The sequence below is a fragment of the Legionella antarctica genome (assembly GCF_011764505.1).
In the GTDB taxonomy this organism is placed as follows: domain Bacteria; phylum Pseudomonadota; class Gammaproteobacteria; order Legionellales; family Legionellaceae; genus Legionella; species Legionella antarctica.
In genome coordinates this window covers 698,614-720,784 of record NZ_AP022839.1, presented here as the reverse complement: position 1 = coordinate 720,784, position 22,171 = coordinate 698,614, and the positions used below count along the sequence as shown (strand labels likewise).

Below are 22,171 nucleotides of genomic sequence, written 5' to 3'. Positions count from 1 at the left end.
GTATCAGCATTAGTAACGCAGTGGTAGATGATGAAACGCCAAGAAATCAAACAAGTTTTAGATGAGTTAACAAAAGATATCGATAGTCTTGCCGACAAAAAGGCCGTGACTATCATTAAGGTATTGGTTAATTTGGTCGAAATGCTTGCCGAAGAAAATGCTTTGCTCAGAGAGGAAAACCAAGTATTACGTGATGAGATAAACCGCCTTAAGGGTGAACAGGGCAAACCTAATATTCGCGGTCAATCCAAAGGTAGCAATGGCGATAATACAGGCAATTCCAATCATTCATCTGAAGGAGATCGCAATAAACGTGGTAAAGGGAACAATAAAAACACAGGCAAAGACAAAAAAAACGTACGTATTGATAGACGTGTTACGATTGCTCTGGACAAAGCAACGCTGCCAGATGACGCCAAGTTCAAGGGTTTTGAGATTCGAATCATCCAGGATCTAAAAATCATCACGGATAATGTTGAATTCAAGCTGGAAACGTATTACTCACCATCTTTGAAAAAAACCTTTATTGCGCCGATTCCTGGCGAATATAAGGGCAGTGAATTTGGTCCTGGGGTTAAAGCGCTGGTCATCACATTATACCGTGATGCAGGGATGACGGAGAGCGCCATTGAGCGCTTTTTAAAAACATGTGGTATTCAAATATCACATGGTAAAATTGCTTCCATGCTGACAGAAGGCAATGATATTTTTCATCAGGAAAAAGAAGATATTGTCGATGCCGGTAGCAACGCAGGCTTGTACCAGCAGATGGATGACACAGGCAGTCGTGTTAACGGCAAAAATCACTACACCCATGTTTTATGTAATGACTTTTTTACAGCATACTTCACTCGTCGTAAAAAAGATCGCTTGACCTTATTGGAGTTGCTGTGTCGAGACCAATTAAAGTTTATGTTTAATCAGGAGGCTTATGAGTTAATGGATGAGTTTGGTCTCGCAAAAAAATGGTTGGATCAAATTAAACCAATGCTGCATGCACAACCCCTCACACGTGAATCAATCGATAGTTTGATGGGAACACTTTTTCCAAATCCAAAAAAACACAGCACGAATCGACGCATAATTCTTGAGTCAGCAGCTCTTGCCTATTATCAGCACTCGAAATACTTCATCCATTATTTAATGACAGATGATGCGCCTCAGTTTAATAAATTGGCCCTACATCATGCGCTGTGCTGGATCCATGAAGGTCGTCATTATAAAAAACTCACTCCATTCTCAGATATGAATCAGAATATATTGGCTGTATTTCTTGAGCAATTATGGGATTTCTACCATGCATTATTGACTTACAAGACGGCTCCATCTCAATCAATGGCCCAACAACTATCAATGCAATTTGATACTTTGTTCGCAACCACGACAGGCTATGATGTTTTAGATCAACGCATTGCAAAGACACGTGCTAAAAAACAAGCGTTATTATTGGTGTTAGACCATCCATTTCTGCCATTGCACAACAATGCCTCTGAATTAGGGACACGGTTTCAAGCAAGGATACGCGACATCAATCTCCAAACGGTCTCCCAAAATGGCACCAAATCAAAGGATACGTTTGCCACGATTGTACAGATGTCATGGGCCACGATTACTAGCCCACTAAAGGTCGGGTTTGGCCACGATTAATGGCCCACTCCATGGCCATCTCTGAGTCCCACTTTGAGTAGCAAATAAACAGTGTTAGTTTGGTCATTACCAATAACTAACGGATTTGTTATGAGATGAGGATTAAAACAATGGCAGAAATTAGAGAGGTGCTATATCAGCACAAAAAAGGGATGACTCAACGCAATATTGAAAAGTCTCTAAGCGTTTCACGAATGAGCATACGCAAGTACGTTTCAATGGCCAAGGATTTGGGTTATCAGGAGGATATTTCCAATGATGAGCTCGAAGTTATCGCTTTGCAGATACATAATAAAATCGTTAATACTACAGCCAACAACAGACCCAATAAATCAGAAAAAGAACTTGAGGCGCATCACGAAAAAATAGCATCACTCCTCACTGAGAAGTGGATTACCCATATGCAGATACACCGAATTTTAAGCGATAATGGTCTTGTTAGCAGTCGAAGAAGTCTTAGTCGTTATATTGAACGTCATTTCCCCTCGTTGCCTAAGGCTACGGTACATTTGTTAACAAAGCCTGGGCATGAAGCACAAGTTGACTATGCGTTTGTTGGGTTTATCAATAATAAAAAAACATACGCTTTTATTATGACGTTATCACATAGTCGGTATCGATATGTTGAGTTTGTACATTCTCAAAATCAGCAATCATGGGCGCAAAGCCATATCAATGCCTTTCATTTTTTTGGAGGCGTGCCCAACTGCATTCTTTTAGACAATTTGAAATCGGGAATTATTAAAGCACATATTTATGATCCAACGGTCAATGAAACCTATGCAGAGTTATCTCGCTTTTATGACTTTATAGCCGATCCGGCGAAGGCTCGAACGCCCGAGCACAAGGGGAAGGTTGAGCGTAGTGTTCAATTGGTAAAAGAACAGGTTATCGCGGGGATAACCTATGATGATTTGGCCTCGATGAACGCCTTTGCACGTGATTGGTGCGCTAATAAGGTATCGCACGTCATCTGCAGTACCACTGGTGAAAAGCCAATTGACGTATTTAAAAATGAAGAATTTAATTTATTAAACCCACTGCCAGCAGGCGCTTTTGATATGCCCATTTGGATGGATGCTCAAGTTCATCGTGACCATCATTTTGTTGTTGCTGGTAATTTTTATTCTGTGCCAACGATACATATCGGGACAAAGGTTAAAATTAGAGTTGGCTTGAAGACCGTTCAGGCCTATGTGAATCATGCTTTGATTAAGACCCATATTCGTAACTACGGGCGTGGACAGTGGGAAACGGATCCCAATGACTACCATAATTCTGCAAAGTATTACTTAGAAAATACTGCTGGCGTTTGTATTGAAGCGGCCAAAGCAATTGGTCAGGCAACGGAGGAAATGGTCACAAAGGTACTGGCTGAAGGCTCTAGAACGAGCTTAAGAAAAGCCCAGGCTATCATCCGCTTGGTTGAGGAATACGGTAATGAGCGCCTTGAAAATGCATGTTTACGCGCGATTTTATTTGATAATTATACTCATCAATCATTGAAAAAAATCCTCACGGAAGGCCTGGATAAAAAAGACACGAGAACATTCTCCACTAAGCGCTCGGCCAATCATGAGAACTTTGCCTATATTCGCGCAGCAAGTGATTACAGCTCAACGATGGAGGCTCATTATGAGTGATATCAATATGTTAGAGCTTGCAAAAAAACTACGTTTGACAGGGATCCCAGACACACTGCTAGCAAGAGTAGAACAGGCTCGCGCAGCGTCCCTCTCTTATGAAGAGTTGCTCTCAATGTTGTTTCAGGATGAGGATGAGGCTCGTCAACAAAAATTGCTTGCTGGGCGTGTAAGGCAAGCTCGATTTGAGGAGCCTCAGTGTTTTGAAAATTTTGAACTGGCTCGATATTCAACACAAGTCACACAAGCCATCCGCACCCTGATGACAGGGAAGTTTATCAAAGAAAAAAACCATGTCATCATCATGGGACCTGTTGGCACCGGAAAGACTCACCTGGCTCAAGCCCTGGGTCTAATGGCATGTCAACGACATAAAAAAGTCTGCTTTATAAGAGCGAATGAACTGTTAAATCAGTTCCACCAAGCAAGAGCGGATGAAACATGGACTGCGCTTTTTAAACGTTACTCACGATACGATGTGCTTATTTTAGATGACTTCGGGCTGAAAGCATTATCGCCAGAACAGTCCACTGATCTGTATGATTTAATAGCAGCTATCCATGTAAACTCTATGCTAATTATAACTACTAACCGTAAAATAGAAGGATGGATGGAGCTATTTTATGATCCGGTTATGGCAAACGCAGCATTAGATCGTATCGTAAATAAAGCTTATCGAATTGTTCTTGATGGGGAGTCATACAGGAAAAAATTTATACCGAAATTTAATTTAGTAGATGACAAGTGAGTTAAAAAAATTTACCCTAAGTGGGCTACTTTGAGTGGCCAGAGGGTGGGCTAGTAATCGTGACCCATGACAACAGACGGCCAGAAAACTGAAAGTTAACGTTTATCAGTATATTTACGATAGGGTGACTAAAAAATTTGAAATGCCATCATTGGCTGAATTAATCTTACTTAAAGTGCGGCAGGTTCCATGCACCACATAAGCATCTCGAGATAATTCCGCTTGCTGACGCGCGCGGCTCGGATTAGTCCGGGCTCAGTGGCAGACACTTACCCGGCGATTCTGACAGGATACCAATTAACTTAAGGAAAAAATTCCTTATGCGTTCTATATGAACTATTTCCATTTTGGAAACAGTTCATAATGAGATCGTAAAAAACCAATTAATGAATTAAAAATAACACGAGTTCCATTTTGGAACATGTGGGTGAAAACGTAATTAAGCTTAAAAAAAGATAATACATAGTTGCCGTCCGTACTAAAATAAAGGACGCTCAACCATATCGATGAGCGTAAAGAAGCCTCCTAAAAATCAAAATTCGCTATCGTGCAGATAAAGGGTGGGGACAATTTGTCCCTATCCTTTCATATAGCAACTTACTTCATCATCAGCTCAATAAGTTACAGCTAAAGTCAATTAGTCTTGCTAAAGATCAGTAAGTGTTTTTTTATATTTAGAAGTACCTATAAAATTAACTCTTAAGGATTGACAATAAATAACTTAAACCGTATTTTCTAAAAATCTTAATTAATGGAATATTTAATGAAAAAAATCATACTATCCTTAGCTTTATTCGGAGCAATCACAAATGTTAGTGCTGAAATGGTTGCACCAGGAGTTGAGATGACTTCGCATCAAACTTGGACAACTGGAAATGCTTCAGGACATGTAGAGGATAGCAACGATGTTTTTTTTTCTTCAGCAAGTGCTCGAGCATCAACGAGTTCTTTCTATGGGAAAATTTATCAAAATATATACATGAATGGACATCACTCCTTTTCAATGCAGAATACATCAAAGGAAACAAAACAGTTCAATGTTGCGATGAAGCTGTGCGCAAACTCTAGTAACTGTATATATGATTCTAGATCCTACAATGTAAGTTCAGGTGGTTCATATTACAATGATACCAACTTATACTTAACATCTTCATTTTCTAATGTAGGAACTTACAGTTTGACAGCTAATACAACTATATCTGGAGAATCATCTTCCAGCGATAACAGTAATGCTAGTATATATGTTAGCAAATAGACTATCTTGACTATAAAAACCTTATAAATTAGCCCGTAGATGTAGAATAAAATCACGAATAAAAAGAATACAGCTTCTAAACTGTTAGCTTAACCGTTGCAAAAATTGCAACAGTTCAAATAAATAACAAGTTCGGAATTTCCGAATTATCTATTCAGTTGTATTACTGCGTCATATAATTTCTTAGCCAAGCTATCCCGACGGGGAGAATCAAGGGTTTCATCATCCCTTTTGCTTGGCACTTCAATGGTGATGTAGCTTTGATGGAGTGATTCAAATGAATGATAAGGTTATTCCTACTTATTACAGCATAATGCAACTTTGTGAACGTTGGCATTTTGACTTAAGACAAATGCGTGATTTTTTCTCAAAAAAAGCAATTCCTTTATATGCTTGTATTACTGGCAAGAAAGGAGGTGCATTTAACCAGCAAGTTAAAGTACGTGAAACAAAAATTAATATTGCTACAGGCGAGGATTTGAAAAGATTTGGAAGTTTAACCAATGAGGAGTTGGAAAAACAAGGCTTTATCTTAAACTCTCTTGAACCCAATTTATATCAAGTCTCTAAAGGAACTATGTGTTTCCTTATTGATAATAGTGATGGTTTTAAAAAAGTTAGAATTCCTGCCTTAGGAGTAGATGCCTTCGATGTACTCCATGATGATTTTATAGAGTTGTGCGATGAACATTCTATTGACCCAAACAAAAATCTAGAGAATTTGTTTGAAAATGAAGGGTTATTTACGCGAATAGTGAAATCTAAAAAGGATGGGCATGTACGCTTTTTAGAGCCAGCATGTATCATCAAATTAGAAGACATTTATATACATAATCAGGATGTTTACAACGCAGAGCAAAACAAGACAAAAAACAAATCCATTCGCCACGATATTATCACTGAGGCTTTATTAAAAATAATATTTCCCAGCCTCAAAACGAATGAACTTGCTTCTAATAAGTTAGCAATGATCTGCTGGGAAAAACTTCCTGATACACTCCTTGCTATAGGCTGTACTGAAGTTAAAGTAGATTTGAAAGGAGAGCTGGATATGCGTGAATTCATGGCCAAACATCAAACTTTAGCTATCCCAGCAAACAATTATAAAGCGTTCCGTAAAAGAATATTGGATGTACTTGATTACTATTTATCTAGTCAAAAAATGAATAGTTATAACTGATACAGAGGTACGCACTTATACGCACTGTGCGGGTAGGTGCGTAGTACTTACATTATCGTCCTGATTGTCAATTAAACACAATTAGGAACATTTATCATGAATCAATCTCAAATAGCACAAATTTCTCATGTTGAAGAAATAACAGGCTTTCATCGCTCCAATCTGCGTCGATGGTGGAAAGAAGGTAAATTCCCGCCCCCTCACAAATTAAACGGAACAACCCTAGTGTGGCAAGTAGAAACGATTAAGCACTGGGTTAAAGAAAACATACCAAAAATTCATATCTAAATTACAACCGGGCTTAAAGAGTACAACGGACTACAAAACATTAGGCAGCGGTAACAAGCAAGTTAGGCACTTTGAAATTACCGCCACAGATGAGTTAAGGATTAACCACTATGAATTTTACAACAATAATCAATAATACAGAACTAGCTTTTTCTGAGCAGGGAGTACGAACAACCGATCAGTACATAAACATTAAGGGTGAAGAGTTGATGGCTAGACTTTGAGAACTTCCAATCGGTGAAAAAGACGGTGGCCATTTCCTACGTACTAAATTAAAAACTTTAGACAATAATCAATGTATGTCTCGCGCTGAAAACAATGCTGAAAGTGCATCAAGCATTTTGATAATCGACTGCGACAAGGGAATAAATAAAGAGGGGCTTGAAATTGAAGGATCACCTGATCCTCGACTTATCCATGAGGTTTTAGTAAAGCTTAATATCGGACACATTATTTATGGCTCACACTCTCATTATTCAGGAAACAAAGGAAATCGTTGCCGTATTATATTAGCTACTGAAAAGCCATATCATAAGGAACAATTGGCAGCTACTGCAGAGGCATTAGTCTTGCTTATTAACCAAAATCTTGATGAAAAATTACTGGCATACGCCAAAGAGAACGGCGTATTTGCTCAAGCATGGTATACCCCAAGAAAACCCTATAACTCTACTGTTACACCATTATATTTTGAATATCTCAATGGAAATCCAGTCAAAGTTTTTGAGCAAGAAACATTGCCACCGACTAGCCATATTATACTTGAGCCTAACCATTCAGATGATTCATTATTGCCCATAAAAGCATTCAATGAGCAGAATCATCTCAGTGCTCTATTAGCACAATATGGTTATAAACAGAAATTAATAAAAAATAATGAAGAACGATGGCTATCTCCCGATTCTACTTCTGGTACAGCAGGCATAGTAGTTAGAGATAATCGATTTTTTAGTCATCATAGTAATGTCTTTAACGATGGCTATTGGCATAGTCCTTTTGACTTAATGCAATACCACGAGAACCTAACAAGGCATGAAGCAATTATCAGAGCAGCACAGACCACTATAGCACCTAATGGTAAGTCTGTAGATGAATACAACAAAAGCCTAATTAAAAACGCCTCGATAGTGTCGCTAAGCTCGTGATTGATTTTAGCCATCCATGGCTGAAATCGACTCGCAAACGCGACAAGTATGCCTCCGGCGGCCCTGGCCGTCCTGTGTCCGCTTGTTTTTTCACCCCATTCGGGGTTCAAAAACAACGCTACCCCAATGACTGACGCCTTTTCGGATGCCTTATATTTTGCCTGCGGCAAAACATCCGGCTCTAAGGCTACCAGGGACTACCAGCCTCGCTCGTTCCTCGCTTCCTTGGCTGGCAGCGCACGAAAAGATAAAACTAAAATATCATCGATGGAATATGACGTTATTGATGATGTCGAACCTTGGCCAGTGATGATCAATCCAAATGAGCTATTAATGGAAATCGAAAATTTGATTAGACGTTGTATCGTATGCAATTCAGATACTGTAATTGCTGCTACATTGTGGACAACAATGACTTGGTTTATGGATAGTGTTCAGGTCGCCCCATTAGCAGTAATTACAGCACCAGAGAAACGTTGTGGAAAATCTCAATTACTTTTTCTGCTTGCCAAGATGGTTAAAAACCCTTTACCTGCTTCCAATATTACTCCAGCAGCATTGTTTAGAGCTATTGATGAATGGAGTCCTACCCTTTTAATTGATGAAGCAGATGCTTTTATGAAAGACAATGAGGAACTGCGCGGTATATTGAATTGTGGACATACAAGAGATAGTGCCTTTATTGTACGTGCAGTTGCCATTGGTAAAGATCATTATCCACGAAAATTCAATGTATGGGGGGCAAAAGCATTAGCAGGGATCGGCCATCTCCCTGAAACATTGATGGATAGAGCCATTACTTTAGAGTTACGAAGAAAACTTCCACATGAAAAAGTGGAGCGTTTGCGTCATATTGATCATGGTCTGTTTGCTAGTTTAAAAAGTAAATTATCTCGTTTCGCTATAGATTGCTCAGATAAAATTTCTTCAGCAAGACCCCACCTACCTGAAATTCTTAATGATAGAGCACAAGATAATTGGGAGCCATTACTTGCAATAGCTGATGCTGTTGGAGGCAAATGGCCAGAACAAGCTAGAAAAGCAGCTATTAGCCTTTCTAATCAAGATAGTTCCATTGCAAGCATAGGAACAGAATTATTATTCAATATCCAAGATGTATTTGAACAAAGAAAAATTGAACGTTTCAGCACCACAGACTTAATTCAGGCCTTATGTTTGGACGATGAGCAACCTTGGGCAACTTATCATCGTGGACAACCTATTACTCCACGACAACTTGCTAACTTATTAAAAGGTTATGGTATTAAAAGTAAAGGTATTCGCATAGGAAACGCTACACCAAAAGGATTTGAAAAGTGCCAATTTGCAGAAGCATTTAATCGATATTTAAACTCCATTAATCCCGAAATATGCGCAACAGTGCAACAAGTCAATATCCATACCAATCATAGCATTTCTCATTCTATTAATGTTGCAGCAACACTTGACCTATCCGCAACAAAAAACCCTACGACTGATTTGAGTTGTTGCGGTGTTGCGGATGTTGCGGATGTTGCGGATGTTGCAGACGATATGGTCGAGGTGGTGTTATGAATAGGAACAATGTCTTGCGAAAAGCCTCTGATGCTAATGTCTCTATTGAGTTGTCATCTGATTGGAATAAGTTAAATGTTAAAGGTAGTCAAGCTTCAATTGAGAAACTGAAGGCTGATATTAGTAGCCATAAACCTGAAATCTTATTGAGACTTCAAAGAAATCGAATAATTCTTTCATTTATTAAAAATTGTTGCCCAGATTATGAAAGGAACCACCAAGAAATCATAGATGACTTGCTATCAAAGGAGGATGAACAAGACATAATCAATGGAGATATCCCTACTGAATCATTACGGTTGCATGTTCAACTATGGATAAATGCAGGTAAGCCCCACTATTCAGGTAAAAAATTAAACAGAGACAATGGAGAAACTAATGGCAAATCTTAATGTTATTCAAAACAAGCATCTTGATACCACTGAGGTTAAAGCCAAAGCAATAGAAAGCTTTAATCAACATCTTATTCATAATGCTGCCATGGCGTCAAATAATATTCGATCCGTTAATTTTGATATCAGTGTAGCCAAAGAAGACAGTGATAATGCGCTGGTTGCTTTGAATGCGCAGAGTACCTTGCAAGCCATGTTGGCTGCACAAATGCTTTCCATTCATCAATTGCAGCAGACAACAATGGCATCTGCTAATGGTTGCGACCATTTTGAACTAAAAAAATACTACACTAATTCTGCTATAAAACTATCTAATTGTTTCGTACAACAAGCCAATGTACTCGCTAAATGTAAGCGCCAAAGCAACCCCATCTACACAGGACAAGTGAATTAACTCAAACTCCTTTAAATTACAAACAAAGGAGACATGAGTATGAGTTCAAATCGACAGGCCTATTGGTCAGAGCAAAACAGCCTCTGGGAATCAAGTGGATTAGCGCAACCAAAATTTTGTGAACAACAAGGTCTGGTATATAAGCAATTTGTTTATTGGCGCGGAAGACTTAATAAAAAGATCTCCGGGAACGCTGAGCCGAAGCTGTTGAAGGTATCAACGACCCCAGCACGTGAACTATCCCAAGTTAAAGCTGCGCCGACATCCTGTCTGGAAGTTATCCTACCTACGGGTATTAAATTGCACATTAAAACTGAAGCAGACATCAGCAAAGCCAGTGCGCTTATCCAGCTATTAGGCGATGCACGATGATATCATTTGACCAGCAGCAGATTTATTTATACAGCCAGCCCATAGATATGCGCAAATCAATTAACGGCTTGAGTTATATTATTAGTGACCTATCGAGCCATATAGTACAAGATGGTTCACTGACTCTATTCTATAATCGGGCTCGTGATAAAGTGAAGTTGCTGTACTGGGACAAGAATGGCTTTGTCCTGATTTATAAACGTCTGGAAAAAGGCCAGCGGTTCCCGCTACCAGTTTCTCCCCACCGATAGGTAATAGAATATTCCCTATCTATTCCTCATGGGCAGCAACAAGCAATTCACAAATCATCTGATTGCAAAACAAGCACTAATCGTTATCAAAACTCAAAAACTCATTTAAAACCAAAACAATAGCCGTGTTCAAAAATAAGATGCTATGAGGTATTAATGGGATTAAGTTTGATTTTCTCCTGCCCATGAATAATTGCGTTAAATAAATCATTCCAATTATCAACAAAATATTCACTGAATAGGCGTTTCATTTTATCCCAGAGACCAATTTTTGATTGGCGCATTTTTAGTGCTTTTTGGAACATATTACAACAAAGCTCCTGAACCTGATCAACAAAGAAAGCGAGCATCATCAATAAGGCTAGCATGGTCGAGAGATTTTTATATCCATGTCCAAAATTATGACCAAAGTGGTAGTTTAGGTTTTTGAGTGTATTAAATATGGGATTTTCTATTTTCCAGTTCGCACGTCCTCCTCGCATAATGTCATAAGCATTGTTATTGGTAATCGTTATGTCAGTGACCCAGCTAAAATGTTGCTTGCCACCCTTTTTATTTGTTTCCCAGTACTCCATGAAATTTACTTTAAAATCATAATGGCTTGTATTGAGTGGTGCGCCATTAATATAACGGTAACTGTGCGTCACCCCGTCTTCTGTTTTGTGCTCATAAGTAATACACTCATGTTCGTTGAGCCATTTAAATAGTGCTTTGTGATCCCCTTCTTTAGCACCCGTTATGAACTGCATATCCAGGTTTTTAAGCTCATTGAGGTGAGGGTAATTTGAAGCCAAGCTGTCTTCAACGACAATGACTTTTAAGTGTGGGTGTTCTCGTTTCAAATCCCTATATAACCGTTTGGAAGCGTTGCGTTCACAGTCGTTTTTAGTATCGCCATCTTCTTTCATGATAAGTTCTGGTACAAATGGAATAACCACTTTTTTATCCGGGTGAACTATGGCTGCGCAATACATATTGTGGTAATACGAGACCTTCTCGTCAGGAAATCGAGCATAATGATAGGATTTGATGGCCAGCTCTATTTCCGCCTTAACTTCTTTTGATAATTCCTTATACATTTTTTTATCATGCAGCAATGTAGGCAAACTATCGATATCTTTAATTGGAATCAAAGTAATTTTTTTGTGGTCATCTATATACCATAATGCAAAATATGTTCGTAGTGGATTAGCTAAAATATAACTACGTGCTTTCAGAGATAGGTCGGTAATAGATTGCTTTGTGGTTAAAACTACAGATAATTTGTGATCATGCTTAATACAACATTGGTCGCAATGAATTACATTGGATGCAAAAAATCCAGTTCCATCCCCAGCCAGTAAATAACGACCGTTTAGGTAACGACGATAGTGTCGCTAAGCTCGTGATTGATTTTAGCCATCCATGGCTGAAATCGACTCGCAAACGCGACAAGTATGCCTCCGGCGGCCCTGGCCGTCCTGTGTCCGCTTGTTTTTTCACCCCATTCGGGGTTCAAAAACAACGCTACCCCAATGACTGACGCCTTTTCGGATGCCTTATATTTTGCCTGCGGCAAAACATCCGGCTCTAAGGCTACCAGGGACTACCAGCCTCGCTCGTTCCTCGCTTCCTTGGCTGGCAGCGTAAGATTCCAGGGATTTCCCTCTTTGAAGAAAGGCAAATAACCGCTTATAGACTTTACGCAGAGTAGATGGGGCTCCTTCATCCAATCGCTCGCGCATGTACGTATCACTAGGGATCTGTTCAATGCCATAAAGAGTTCCTAAATTATGTTGAACTTGGGGATCCAGTCGGTGACTCCTATCAAATTGGAGTAATGAAGGGTACTTGAGATTAAACATCGCAAAGGCAGACATCAAACAATCCGTCAACGAAATAACATTTTTCCCTGGCGCAGCATCACGGGGAGATTTGATTTTCTGAAACTCTTTACGAACTACAGTGATCAACCCAACTGCAGACAAAAATTTTCTTATTGGTAACATCTTTGGACATTCTATCATTCAGTTTTAAATTAAAGATAAAATAGCAAAAAAGTTTACGAAATAAAATAGTTGGGATGCAGTACTGGCGCACTGTTGAGTAGGTTACGGGAACTGCTGCCCAAGTATAATCTTATCTTAAATTTACCTGGATTTTCCATAGTAAAAGTGAGTGGATATCAACCTCTTATATTAGACATATCCTATCATCGGTTACCTCGCTGTGCCCATTGTCAGAGTAAAGCGGTGCGAAAGAAGGCCTCCTATACTCGAACAGTGTCGCATGAACTAATTGGCCATCGTCGCAGTCTATTACGTTTCAAGGCTTATAAACTTTACTGCAATACATGCAAGCGTTATGGTAATCAACAATTTCCTGGTATTAATAAACATCAACGTTCAACCTGGCGCTTACAGGCTGCAGTGTTTCATGATCATACACGCGGTATTTCTCAAAAAGACCTTGCCCAACAATTTAAGAAAGGAAAAGCCACCATTGAACGTTGGTATCATCGCCATTATCAGGAGCAAGCAAGAGAGCTAATGAACACACCATGCCCCGTGGTGCTTGGCATTTATGAACACTTTAGTCGAAAACAGGGATTTGCAACCACACTGTGTGACCTCAAAAAGCATAAAATTTTTGATATCGTTAAAGGACGAAGTGAAGCAGACCTTTCCAGTTATCTTGCATCCCTTGTAGGTAAGGAACGCGTTAAAGTAGTCTGTGGGTATTCCTGCGAACGTGATCACCGATTATCGCCTAGCGTGATCACCTATTACTGCGCTGTTTTTACAAGCGGTGAGATTATTACAAAGTGATCACGATGAAGCAATTTCTTTTTTTCTCATGGACTCTCCGTTGAGTTCTATTCGATGTGCATTTTCAGAGATGCGATCGAGTATGGCATCGGCGATGGTTGGCTCACCTAAATACTCATGCCATTTAGCCACAGGAAACTGGCTTGTAATAATGGTCGATTTTAGCTGATACCGATCTTCAATAAGATTAAACAAGTCGTGGCGTTGTGCTGCATTGATTGCTGTTAATCCAAAGTCATCAAGAATCAGTACATCATCCTTGTGTAATTGCGTCATTAACTTGGCATAGCTTCCATCGGCATGTGAGATGCTCATTTCTTCTAAAAATCGCGTTAACAATAAATAGCGAACTTTATAACCTAGACGGCAAGCTTGGTTTCCGATAGCGCATGAAAGATATGTTTTCCCGCAGCCGGTAGGTCCGGTTATAAGTAAATTTTGATGGTGACGAACAAAGTCACATTTAGCAAGAGCCATCACTTTTGCCTTTTCCAAACCCCTCTTATTTTTATAACAAACATCTTCAATGGCTGCAGATTGCCTGAGTTTTGCTCGCCGCTGTAAACTCTGCACACGATTATTGTCTCTGCGTAGTATTTCGCGGTCCAACAAGAGACTTAACCTCTCTTCAAAGCTTAAGTCGGCGTGTTTGGGTTGGCTTTGTTGTTCACGAAAGCCCTCCTGCATGCCCGTCATTTTTAGTTGTCTCATTTGTTCTAATACGGATTCATTGTTCATTTTTTTCCTTGTTTTTTAATTAAAAATTGTTGATACAGACTCAGTGGTAATACTGAGAGCCCCTAATGTTGTCATGCGTTAATCCATGTAGGTTCACGTCACGTGATGCATGAATTTTTGCTCCTTGGTCAAGGTTATTTTCTAGAATGGATAACACGCTTTTACGGCTGTATGCCCCCTGGTGTACACCATAGGAGCAGGCTTGCTCTAAACGGATTTCTCCATAGCGTTTCGCTAGTTTCAAAATACCAAGGCAGGAACGGTAAGCCTGTTCGGGGTGAGGTTTTTCATCAAATATTCTTTTTACGACCATGTGTGTGCAAGCACCTATCTCGCTCGCCCACCGTAAATATCTCTCTTTTGATTGCTCGGTGTGTATGCGGTGCCTCTTGGGCATGTGATGAGAAATCGTGGATTGTTTACCTGGTATGCTTGAATACAGATGCATCGCTATGCGCTCTCCTTCAAAATAACATTCAACCGTATGCTGGTTAAACCATAAATCAATGAGCTGGCCGCAGTACCTATGAGGCACGCTGTAATAATGCCCTTGAAGCACAACATGGTAATCAATACCTGCGCGAGACGCTTTGTACTGCCTGTAATAATAGGCATCTGCTGGTAACGGTTTTAATACAGGTTTGTCCATTTCCATGAAGACTGACTCGCGACATCCAGGTAGTTTTTGAAATGGTTTTTGGTTCATTATGGTTAATAGCCGTGCAATCTCTGCATTGAGTTCATTAAGACCCACAAAGGTTTGATGTCGTAATCGGGCTAATATCCAACGTTGAGCAACTTGAACACCTGATTCAACAGATGCTTTGTCTTGAGGACGATAAGGCCTTGCTGGAAGTACAGCTGTGCCATAATGCTCAATGAAGTGTGCGTATGTTGGATTCGTATCAGGCTCATATCGACATGATTTACTGATGGCTGAACGGAGATTATCTGGCACAACAAGTGCTGGAACACCGCCAAAAAACTCAAACATCCGGCGTTGAGAACCCAAAAAGTCAGGAAGTTGCTGAGACCATGTGGCTTCAGCAAACGTATACTTAGAGGCACCCAAAACACCTACGAAAATTTCAGCAGCCCTGATGTCATTTGTTTCAGGATCAATAATACTGAACGTAACACCGCTGTAATCAATAAAAACCTTATCTCCCGCCTTATGTGTCTGACGCAACGAGCGTTTTAGGCTTTGCTTATAAGCACGATAGTGGTAACAATAACGAGAATAGCTTAAAGCGCCTTCTTGTTCTGATTGATGTTCATCCCAAAGCAACTGTAATGTGACGCCTTTTCGGCTTAATTCTTGGTGAGTTTTTGCGAAATCTATTAAGTCTAGCGCCTTGTTTAGGCTGGCATGAGCGGCTTTCGGCTTTAAAATTTCAAGTAAAGCTGGCTCGTCCATCCCCTCAGGAAGAGGCCATGAAAGATTTTTATCCAGGGCTCGATTGATGTATTTGATAACCACACCAACCGATACACTAAGACTGTTTGCTATTTGGCGCCTGCTTAATTTTAACTCAAAATGAAGACGCAGTATCTGAATCAATTTACGCATAGATGTTCCTTTTGCTGACATTTTTACTCTCCGATTAAACTAACTAGTATAACCGGTGCTAATGCTTGCAAAAGCCACGCCCCATATGGAGTGGTGGCATCGTGATCACCTATTCCTGTTTTTTGGGAAAAGTGATCACGATCAGGCGATAATCGGTGATCACGATCAAGCGATAATCACTGATCACGGTAGGGCGATAATGACTGATCACGATGGGCAGGAATACCCAGTCTGTATGGATTTAAGTAGTACGTACCGCTCCATTGTTAAAAAACATTTTCCCAATGCAAAAATAGTGGCAGATCGTTTTCATGTCATTCGCTTGCTGCAACATCAATGTATGATGACTTACCGCGAGCTATCGAGCCAAGTAAAAAGTAACCGAGGTATATTAGCTTTACTGCGTACACGACCTGATAGATTGACTCCTCAAAGAAGGATTAAGCGTGATGCATTTCTTGAAGACAATCCGGCTATAAACGCTATATATCAGTTCCAGCAACAAGTTCATTCATTGCTCCTACACAAGTCCATGAATAAGGATTGGTGTAAAAAAAAGATTCCTCAGTTTTTAAATATGCTCGATGACCTGAAAAGTAGTCCATTTAAAGCGTTGGCAGCTCTCGGAAAAACATTTTGCCAATGGAAAGAAGAGATAGTACGTATGTGGCGTTTTAGGAAGTCTAATGGCATTACAGAAGGGTTTCATAGAAAGATGAAGTTGATACAAAGAAGAGCTTATGGCTTTCGTAACTTTGAAAATTATAGAACCCGTGTTAGGGTGCTGTGCGGTTAACTGATGAGTGCCCCCGTAATTGGGAAAGACCCCATTATTTTGAGAAGGGTGATTGTTCCGTATAACCCTTACTGGGCTTGGTCGGGACGGAAGGATTTGAACCTTCGACCACTAGCACCCCATTCTTAAAAATACCGTTTTCAAACAGTATCAATTGATATCAAAAAGTATAATTAACTTATTGTATTTTATTAATTTTTACCATCTGCTATACTTCAAAAAATATCAAACGATTTCATGTGAGAACTCACGAAAGCACACCTAGAAGTACACCTAATTTTTAAGTGGTGCAATGATGGAAAGACAATTTACAGACGCCTATATTCGATCGCTAAAACCAAGATCTTCTCGCTATGAAGAGTTCAGAGATGGAGGTTTTGGTATTCGTGTAACCCCCAAAGGGCTAAAGACGTTTCTTTATCGTTACAGAATCAACGGTCAAAGGCATTTCATCACCATAGGCCACTACCCTGCTATGAGTTTATCGGAAGCCAAAAAACGCTTTATCGATTTAAGCGACATACGCCATGGCGAGGTAAACCCCAAAGAGCAGATTGCAGAACAAAAACAGAAAGAGCAAAGCACAATAAAAAATCTGATACTCCATTGGTATACCAATTACATTGAAAAACACCGCGCCCAACCGCTGCAAATATGGCAACACATCAAAGTGGATATCATTCCCCTATTGGGCAATAAGAAACTGGAACACTTAAAAACAAGAGAAATCACCCAAGCCCTGGATAAAATTGTAGGCCGTGGCTCACCAGTGCATGCCAATAAAGTCTTAAGTACGCTAAAACAAGCATTCAACTACGCAGTAAGCAGAGGTGAAATGCTAGTAAATCCTGCCATGACCATACGAGCCAGAGACATAGGCGGTATAGAAAAGCCCAGAGAACGTTATTTAACCCTTGATGAAGTAAAAATCCTCTGGCAATTCCTCGATAGCGAAGAACACGGCACCTCTTTCCAGATTAGAGCAGCCCTAAAGATCATCCTGTTAACAGGAGTTAGAACAGGAGAAATCCGAGTAGCCAAATGGTCAGAATTCGATTTTGATAACTCCTTATGGACGATCCCTGCCGAAAATACCAAAACAAACATAGTCATGAGAATCCACCTAACAGAACTGACCAAAAAAGTATTACGAGAACTTCAAGCACACAGCGATTCTGAATACGTCATAACAGGTGCAGACAGCCAAAGTATTTTATCCGACCGAGCTATGCCAAGAGCAGTAATCCGAATACAATCACGAGTCGGCATTCCGCATTGGACAGCTCATGATTTAAGACGCACCTTTGCAACTCAGCTTGGTGAAGCGTTGCATGTTGATCCAGTGGTAATTGAGAAATGCCTAGGACATAAAATGCCGAAGATCATGGCCACTTACAATAAAAATGAAATGCTGCCTCAACGGAAAGAAGCTTTAAATGCCTGGTCAGAGCTAATTGAAAATATGCAGCAGGACAATGTAGTAATAATCCAACCCAAAAGAATATCAGAACAATAAGGAATTTATATGGAAAGTAACCCAGCCAATTTTGAGCAATATCACATTAGACGCTTATATGATGAAGAAACTGGAATATGGTTTTTTTCAGTTGTCGATGTAGTTCAGGCTTTGATACAACAACCTGAATATCAAACAGCGAGAAAGTATTGGAATAAACTAAAAGAGCGCCTAGTCAAAGAGGGTAGTGAGTCGGTGACAAAATGTCACCGACTGAAATTGGAAGCAGCTGATGGCAAAAAATATCTCACCGACGTTGCAAATGCCGAAACATTGCTACGTCTCATTCAATCAATCCCAAGCCCGAAAGCTGAACCCATTAAATTATGGTTAGCAAAAGTCGGCTACGAACGCATGCAAGAAATGTCCGACCCCTCTCAAGCACTTGATAGAGCCAGAGAAACATGGAAACAACATGGCTACAGTGAAAAATGGATACAACAGCGCATGACGGGTCAGGAAACCCGCAATAAGCTCACGGATTATTGGAAAGAACACGACATTCACGAACCTAATGAATTTGCAATCTTGACCAACATCATTCATCAAGAATGGACAGGGATGAGTGTAAAAGAACACAAACAGGCAAAAGGACTAAAATCCCAGAACCTACGAGATCATATGAGTGAAGCAGAGCTAATCTTTACAGCACTTGCTGAGCTATCCACTAGACAAATTGCGGAGGCTACAAATGCCACAGGAATGACTGAAAATCAGAAGGCCAGTAAACAAGGTGGTGGCATAGCTAAAAAGGCACGTTTAGAACTTGAAGAGAAAACTGGCAAAAAGGTCGTAAGCAAAGATAATTTCTTACCTAATAAAAAAACCTTACCGAGCAAAAAATAAAGCCATGGACATCAGTTATTTCCAAAATGGAAAAAACTGATCCAAGCAACTATTTCCATTTTGGAAACTGTTCGATAGATAATCACTTAATACTTATAAGTTCAAAGGATAAGGGCAAATTGCCACCTCCCTTTCGATTAAAAGAATAAAGTTAGATTCAGTCCAGCAGTTCCCGTAACCTACTCAACAGTGCGCCAGTACTGCATCCCAACTATTTTATTTCGTAAACTTTTTTGCTATTTTATCTTTAATTTAAAACTGAATGATAGAATGTCCAAAGATGTTACCAATAAGAAAATTTTTGTCTGCAGTTGGGTTGATCACTGTAGTTCGTAAAGAGTTTCAGAAAATCAAATCTCCCCGTGATGCTGCGCCAGGGAAAAATGTTATTTCGTTGACGGATTGTTTGATGTCTGCCTTTGCGATGTTTAATCTCAAGTACCCTTCATTACTCCAATTTGATAGGAGTCACCGACTGGATCCCCAAGTTCAACATAATTTAGGAACTCTTTATGGCATTGAACAGATCCCTAGTGATACGTACATGCGCGAGCGATTGGATGAAGGAGCCCCATCTACTCTGCGTAAAGTCTATAAGCGGTTATTTGCCTTTCTTCAAAGAGGGAAATCCCTGGAATCTTATCGTTACCTAAACGGTCGTTATTTACTGGCTGGGGATGGAACTGGATTTTTTGCATCCAATGTAATTCATTGCGACCAATGTTGTATTAAGCATGATCACAAATTATCTGTAGTTTTAACCACAAAGCAATCTATTACCGACCTATCTCTGAAAGCACGTAGTTATATTTTAGCTAATCCACTACGAACATATTTTGCATTATGGTATATAGATGACCACAAAAAAATTACTTTGATTCCAATTAAAGATATCGATAGTTTGCCTACATTGCTGCATGATAAAAAAATGTATAAGGAATTATCAAAAGAAGTTAAGGCGGAAATAGAGCTGGCCATCAAATCCTATCATTATGCTCGATTTCCTGACGAGAAGGTCTCGTATTACCACAATATGTATTGCGCAGCCATAGTTCACCCGGATAAAAAAGTGGTTATTCCATTTGTACCAGAACTTATCATGAAAGAAGATGGCGATACTAAAAACGACTGTGAACGCAACGCTTCCAAACGGTTATATAGGGATTTGAAACGAGAACACCCACACTTAAAAGTCATTGTCGTTGAAGACAGCTTGGCTTCAAATTACCCTCACCTCAATGAGCTTAAAAACCTGGATATGCAGTTCATAACGGGTGCTAAAGAAGGGGATCACAAAGCACTATTTAAATGGCTCAACGAACATGAGTGTATTACTTATGAGCACAAAACAGAAGACGGGGTGACGCACAGTTACCGTTATATTAATGGCGCACCACTCAATACAAGCCATTATGATTTTAAAGTAAATTTCATGGAGTACTGGGAAACAAATAAAAAGGGTGGCAAGCAACATTTTAGCTGGGTCACTGACATAACGATTACCAATAACAATGCTTATGACATTATGCGAGGAGGACGTGCGAACTGGAAAATAGAAAATCCCATATTTAATACACTCAAAAACCTAAACTACCACTTTGGTCATAATTTTGGACATGGATATAAAAATCTCTCGACCATGCTAGCCTTATTGATGATGCTCGCTTTCTTTGTTGATCAGGTTCAGGAGCTTTGTTGTAATATGTTCCAAAAAGCACTAAAAATGCGCCAATCAAAAATTGGTCTCTGGGATAAAATGAAACGCCTATTCAGTGAATATTTTGTTGATAATTGGAATGATTTATTTAACGCAATTATTCATGGGCAGGAGAAAATCAAACTTAATCCCATTAATACCTCATAGCATCTTATTTTTGAACACGGCTATTGTTTTGGTTTTAAATGAGTTTTTGAGTTTTGATAACGATTAGTGCTTGTTTTGCAATCAGATGATTTGTGAATTGCTTGTTGCTGCCCATGAGGAATAGATAGGGAATATTCTATTACCTATCGGTGGGGAGAAACTGGTAGCGGGAACCGCTGGATTCAGTCCAGTATATAAATGTAAACTAAGTTTACAAAAAAAATTGTGATGCCTATTATTACTATGAGCAATGTGAGCAAGGAAAACATCATGAAAACTAAAGTAAAACCTAACGTCCTATATGAAGGACTTGGTTTTCCTATCGAGTTAGAAAATGTAGAAATGATTAAATTCAATGATGAATGGCTTCCAAAAATTGATGTCCAATACATTGCCGATGAGGTAATAAAAAAATTAGTCCTTCAAGAAGAAAGATTAACTGGCAATCAAGTTAAATTCATTCGCTCTTATTTTTCTATGCCTCTGCGAGAATTTGGTAAAACAGTGGTTCATGAATCACATACCGCAGTCCGTAAGTGGGAAAAGTGCGGTAATGATATAACCAACATGAATGAAAATACCGAGCAAGTGTTACGAATTTACATTATTGAACAGACACAGACTAAGACCCAAGCCGAACAAGAGAATTTCTATTCAAATTTTAAAAAAAGCAAAGTATTTGTGAATGCTGAACGCAAAAATCCCAAGCCAATTCGATTAAATCTCTGTGCATAACGACTCACCCCGGATCTAATCAAAATCAGACATAACCTTACCAAATTTAAATAAATGGTCAGACTTTGTCTGATTTTGATTAAACTAAACCGTGACAATTTGTCACAGTTTGAAAATAGCTTCATATATATTCAATCAGTAACAAGTGGAAAAAACCTTTGACAAACACCCCGATTTAAATAAACATCATCAATAGATGACCATTAAACTAAAATTTCACCACAATTTTTTTAACTCCCCAAATCAATGAGCATAAATCCGACCAAAACAAGGCCGACCTTAACCCGACACATCAACCCGACACAAACCCGACATAGCACGAACCAATACCAACAAAGAGAAAAGACAAACCAAATCATAAAACCCAACACATGGAAACTCTCAAGGCCGACCCACCTCATAACTCCAGATCTTTTATGTGTATGTTTAT

21 protein-coding genes and 2 pseudogenes are annotated in these 22,171 nt (G+C 39.4%); 19 read left to right on the top strand and 4 right to left on the bottom strand.

The genetic code is table 11. From position 1 onward, the window contains the following. Positions 1–27 precede the first annotated feature (27 nt). The 12 genes from HRS36_RS03585 to tnpB all read left to right on the top strand — a co-directional run bounded on the left by HRS36_RS03585 (position 28) and on the right by tnpB (position 10,869). Entirely contained in the window at positions 28–1,647 is a 1,620-nt protein-coding gene (locus tag HRS36_RS03585) for an IS66 family transposase (RefSeq protein ID WP_173236277.1), read from the top strand. A gap of 95 nt (positions 1,648–1,742) precedes the next feature. Further along, on the top strand, positions 1,743–3,290 hold the full coding sequence (gene istA / locus HRS36_RS03580; protein ID WP_173235442.1) for an IS21 family transposase: 1,548 nt from the start codon (positions 1,743–1,745) through the stop codon (positions 3,288–3,290). Next, entirely contained in the window at positions 3,283–4,038 is a 756-nt protein-coding gene (gene istB, locus HRS36_RS03575) for an IS21-like element helper ATPase IstB (RefSeq protein WP_173235440.1), read from the top strand. Before istA (HRS36_RS03580) ends, istB (HRS36_RS03575) begins: the two co-directional genes overlap by 8 nt. Positions 4,039–4,801: 763 nt before the next feature. Next, positions 4,802–5,293, top strand: coding sequence for a hypothetical protein (locus HRS36_RS03570; RefSeq protein WP_173236276.1), 492 nt, complete (start codon positions 4,802–4,804; stop codon positions 5,291–5,293). A 277-nt stretch (positions 5,294–5,570) separates the two neighbouring features. Beyond that, on the top strand, positions 5,571–6,473 hold the full coding sequence (locus tag HRS36_RS03565) for a hypothetical protein (RefSeq protein WP_173236275.1): 903 nt from the start codon (positions 5,571–5,573) through the stop codon (positions 6,471–6,473). A gap of 96 nt (positions 6,474–6,569) precedes the next feature. Next, complete coding sequence (locus HRS36_RS03560; RefSeq protein ID WP_173236274.1) at positions 6,570–6,761, top strand: helix-turn-helix transcriptional regulator; 192 nt, start codon at positions 6,570–6,572, stop codon at positions 6,759–6,761. Positions 6,762–7,060: 299 nt separating this feature from the next. Continuing rightward, positions 7,061–7,906: a hypothetical protein gene (locus tag HRS36_RS03555; RefSeq protein WP_173236273.1), complete on the top strand. Its 846-nt coding sequence runs from the start codon at positions 7,061–7,063 to the stop codon at positions 7,904–7,906. 126 nt (positions 7,907–8,032) lie between these two features. After that, positions 8,033–9,460, top strand: a complete 1,428-nt coding sequence (locus HRS36_RS03550) for a DUF3631 domain-containing protein (RefSeq protein WP_173236272.1) — start codon at positions 8,033–8,035, stop codon at positions 9,458–9,460. After that, on the top strand, positions 9,457–9,852 hold the full coding sequence (locus tag HRS36_RS03545; protein WP_173236271.1) for a hypothetical protein: 396 nt from the start codon (positions 9,457–9,459) through the stop codon (positions 9,850–9,852). Before HRS36_RS03550 ends, HRS36_RS03545 begins: the two co-directional genes overlap by 4 nt. Next, entirely contained in the window at positions 9,839–10,246 is a 408-nt protein-coding gene (locus HRS36_RS03540) for a hypothetical protein (protein WP_173236270.1), read from the top strand. The genes HRS36_RS03545 and HRS36_RS03540 overlap by 14 nt, the downstream gene beginning before the upstream one ends. A gap of 39 nt (positions 10,247–10,285) precedes the next feature. Next, complete coding sequence (gene tnpA / locus HRS36_RS03535) at positions 10,286–10,618, top strand: IS66 family insertion sequence element accessory protein TnpA (protein ID WP_173236269.1); 333 nt, start codon at positions 10,286–10,288, stop codon at positions 10,616–10,618. Beyond that, on the top strand, positions 10,615–10,869 hold the full coding sequence (gene tnpB, locus HRS36_RS03530; RefSeq protein ID WP_173236268.1) for an IS66 family insertion sequence element accessory protein TnpB: 255 nt from the start codon (positions 10,615–10,617) through the stop codon (positions 10,867–10,869). The genes tnpA and tnpB overlap by 4 nt, the downstream gene beginning before the upstream one ends. A 143-nt stretch (positions 10,870–11,012) precedes the next feature. Here tnpB and HRS36_RS03525 read toward each other — a convergent pair whose 3' ends face one another. Further along, the gene (locus HRS36_RS03525) at positions 11,013–12,002 is read right to left on the bottom strand and encodes a transposase (protein WP_173236267.1); all 990 of its coding nucleotides are present in this window, start codon (positions 12,000–12,002) and stop codon (positions 11,013–11,015) included. Positions 12,003–12,178: 176 nt separating this feature from the next. On the opposite strand from HRS36_RS03525, the gene HRS36_RS03520 reads away from it, so the two are divergent. Further along, positions 12,179–12,391, top strand: a complete 213-nt coding sequence (locus HRS36_RS03520) for a hypothetical protein (RefSeq protein ID WP_173236266.1) — start codon at positions 12,179–12,181, stop codon at positions 12,389–12,391. 16 nt (positions 12,392–12,407) lie between these two features. On the opposite strand, the gene HRS36_RS03515 is transcribed toward HRS36_RS03520, so the two are convergent. Then, positions 12,408–12,857: a hypothetical protein gene (locus HRS36_RS03515; protein WP_173236265.1), complete on the bottom strand. Its 450-nt coding sequence runs from the start codon at positions 12,855–12,857 to the stop codon at positions 12,408–12,410. A gap of 114 nt (positions 12,858–12,971) precedes the next feature. On the opposite strand from HRS36_RS03515, the pseudogene HRS36_RS03510 reads away from it, so the two are divergent. Beyond that, positions 12,972–13,583: pseudogene (locus HRS36_RS03510) on the top strand (helix-turn-helix domain-containing protein); the annotation flags it as partial. Positions 13,584–13,676: 93 nt separating this feature from the next. Here the strand turns inward: HRS36_RS03510 and istB (HRS36_RS03505) are convergent. Next, positions 13,677–14,414, bottom strand: a complete 738-nt coding sequence (istB, locus tag HRS36_RS03505; RefSeq protein ID WP_173236264.1) for an IS21-like element helper ATPase IstB — start codon at positions 14,412–14,414, stop codon at positions 13,677–13,679. Between the two features lie 40 nt (positions 14,415–14,454). Next, positions 14,455–16,005 carry an IS21 family transposase gene (istA, locus tag HRS36_RS03500; protein ID WP_173236263.1) on the bottom strand — a complete coding sequence of 517 codons (1,551 nt, stop codon included), beginning with the start codon at positions 16,003–16,005 and terminating at the stop codon, positions 14,455–14,457. A gap of 208 nt (positions 16,006–16,213) precedes the next feature. Here istA (HRS36_RS03500) and HRS36_RS03495 point away from each other — a divergent pair. The 5 genes and pseudogenes from HRS36_RS03495 to HRS36_RS03475 all read left to right on the top strand — a co-directional run. After that, positions 16,214–16,780: pseudogene (locus HRS36_RS03495) on the top strand (transposase); the annotation flags it as partial. 292 nt (positions 16,781–17,072) lie between these two features. Then, on the top strand, positions 17,073–18,296 hold the full coding sequence (locus tag HRS36_RS03490; RefSeq protein WP_173236262.1) for a tyrosine-type recombinase/integrase: 1,224 nt from the start codon (positions 17,073–17,075) through the stop codon (positions 18,294–18,296). Between the two features lie 9 nt (positions 18,297–18,305). Further along, entirely contained in the window at positions 18,306–19,142 is an 837-nt protein-coding gene (locus tag HRS36_RS03485; protein WP_173236261.1) for a BRO-N domain-containing protein, read from the top strand. Positions 19,143–19,422: 280 nt separating this feature from the next. Then, entirely contained in the window at positions 19,423–21,006 is a 1,584-nt protein-coding gene (locus tag HRS36_RS03480) for a hypothetical protein (RefSeq protein ID WP_173235428.1), read from the top strand. 270 nt (positions 21,007–21,276) lie between these two features. After that, positions 21,277–21,741: a hypothetical protein gene (locus tag HRS36_RS03475; RefSeq protein WP_173236260.1), complete on the top strand. Its 465-nt coding sequence runs from the start codon at positions 21,277–21,279 to the stop codon at positions 21,739–21,741. The last annotated feature ends 430 nt before the right edge of the window (positions 21,742–22,171 follow it).

Coding starts and splice junctions, on each gene's coding strand:
- HRS36_RS03555 (WP_173236273.1), top strand. CDS start 7,061: ATGTCTCGCGCTGAAAACAATGCTGAAAGTGCATCAAGCATTTTGATA.
- HRS36_RS03570 (WP_173236276.1), top strand. CDS start 4,802: ATGAAAAAAATCATACTATCCTTAGCTTTATTCGGAGCAATCACAAAT.
- HRS36_RS03515 (WP_173236265.1), bottom strand. CDS start 12,857: ATGTTACCAATAAGAAAATTTTTGTCTGCAGTTGGGTTGATCACTGTA.
- HRS36_RS03490 (WP_173236262.1), top strand. CDS start 17,073: ATGATGGAAAGACAATTTACAGACGCCTATATTCGATCGCTAAAACCA.
- HRS36_RS03545 (WP_173236271.1), top strand. CDS start 9,457: ATGAATAGGAACAATGTCTTGCGAAAAGCCTCTGATGCTAATGTCTCT.
- istA (WP_173236263.1), bottom strand. CDS start 16,005: ATGTCAGCAAAAGGAACATCTATGCGTAAATTGATTCAGATACTGCGT.
- HRS36_RS03585 (WP_173236277.1), top strand. CDS start 28: ATGATGAAACGCCAAGAAATCAAACAAGTTTTAGATGAGTTAACAAAA.
- HRS36_RS03565 (WP_173236275.1), top strand. CDS start 5,571: ATGAATGATAAGGTTATTCCTACTTATTACAGCATAATGCAACTTTGT.
- HRS36_RS03475 (WP_173236260.1), top strand. CDS start 21,277: ATGAAAACTAAAGTAAAACCTAACGTCCTATATGAAGGACTTGGTTTT.
- tnpB (WP_173236268.1), top strand. CDS start 10,615: ATGATATCATTTGACCAGCAGCAGATTTATTTATACAGCCAGCCCATA.
- HRS36_RS03560 (WP_173236274.1), top strand. CDS start 6,570: ATGAATCAATCTCAAATAGCACAAATTTCTCATGTTGAAGAAATAACA.
- HRS36_RS03480 (WP_173235428.1), top strand. CDS start 19,423: ATGTTACCAATAAGAAAATTTTTGTCTGCAGTTGGGTTGATCACTGTA.
- istB (WP_173236264.1), bottom strand. CDS start 14,414: ATGAACAATGAATCCGTATTAGAACAAATGAGACAACTAAAAATGACG.
- HRS36_RS03520 (WP_173236266.1), top strand. CDS start 12,179: ATGCAAAAAATCCAGTTCCATCCCCAGCCAGTAAATAACGACCGTTTA.
- istB (WP_173235440.1), top strand. CDS start 3,283: ATGAGTGATATCAATATGTTAGAGCTTGCAAAAAAACTACGTTTGACA.
- istA (WP_173235442.1), top strand. CDS start 1,743: ATGAGGATTAAAACAATGGCAGAAATTAGAGAGGTGCTATATCAGCAC.
- HRS36_RS03550 (WP_173236272.1), top strand. CDS start 8,033: ATGACTGACGCCTTTTCGGATGCCTTATATTTTGCCTGCGGCAAAACA.
- HRS36_RS03485 (WP_173236261.1), top strand. CDS start 18,306: ATGGAAAGTAACCCAGCCAATTTTGAGCAATATCACATTAGACGCTTA.
- tnpA (WP_173236269.1), top strand. CDS start 10,286: ATGAGTTCAAATCGACAGGCCTATTGGTCAGAGCAAAACAGCCTCTGG.
- HRS36_RS03540 (WP_173236270.1), top strand. CDS start 9,839: ATGGCAAATCTTAATGTTATTCAAAACAAGCATCTTGATACCACTGAG.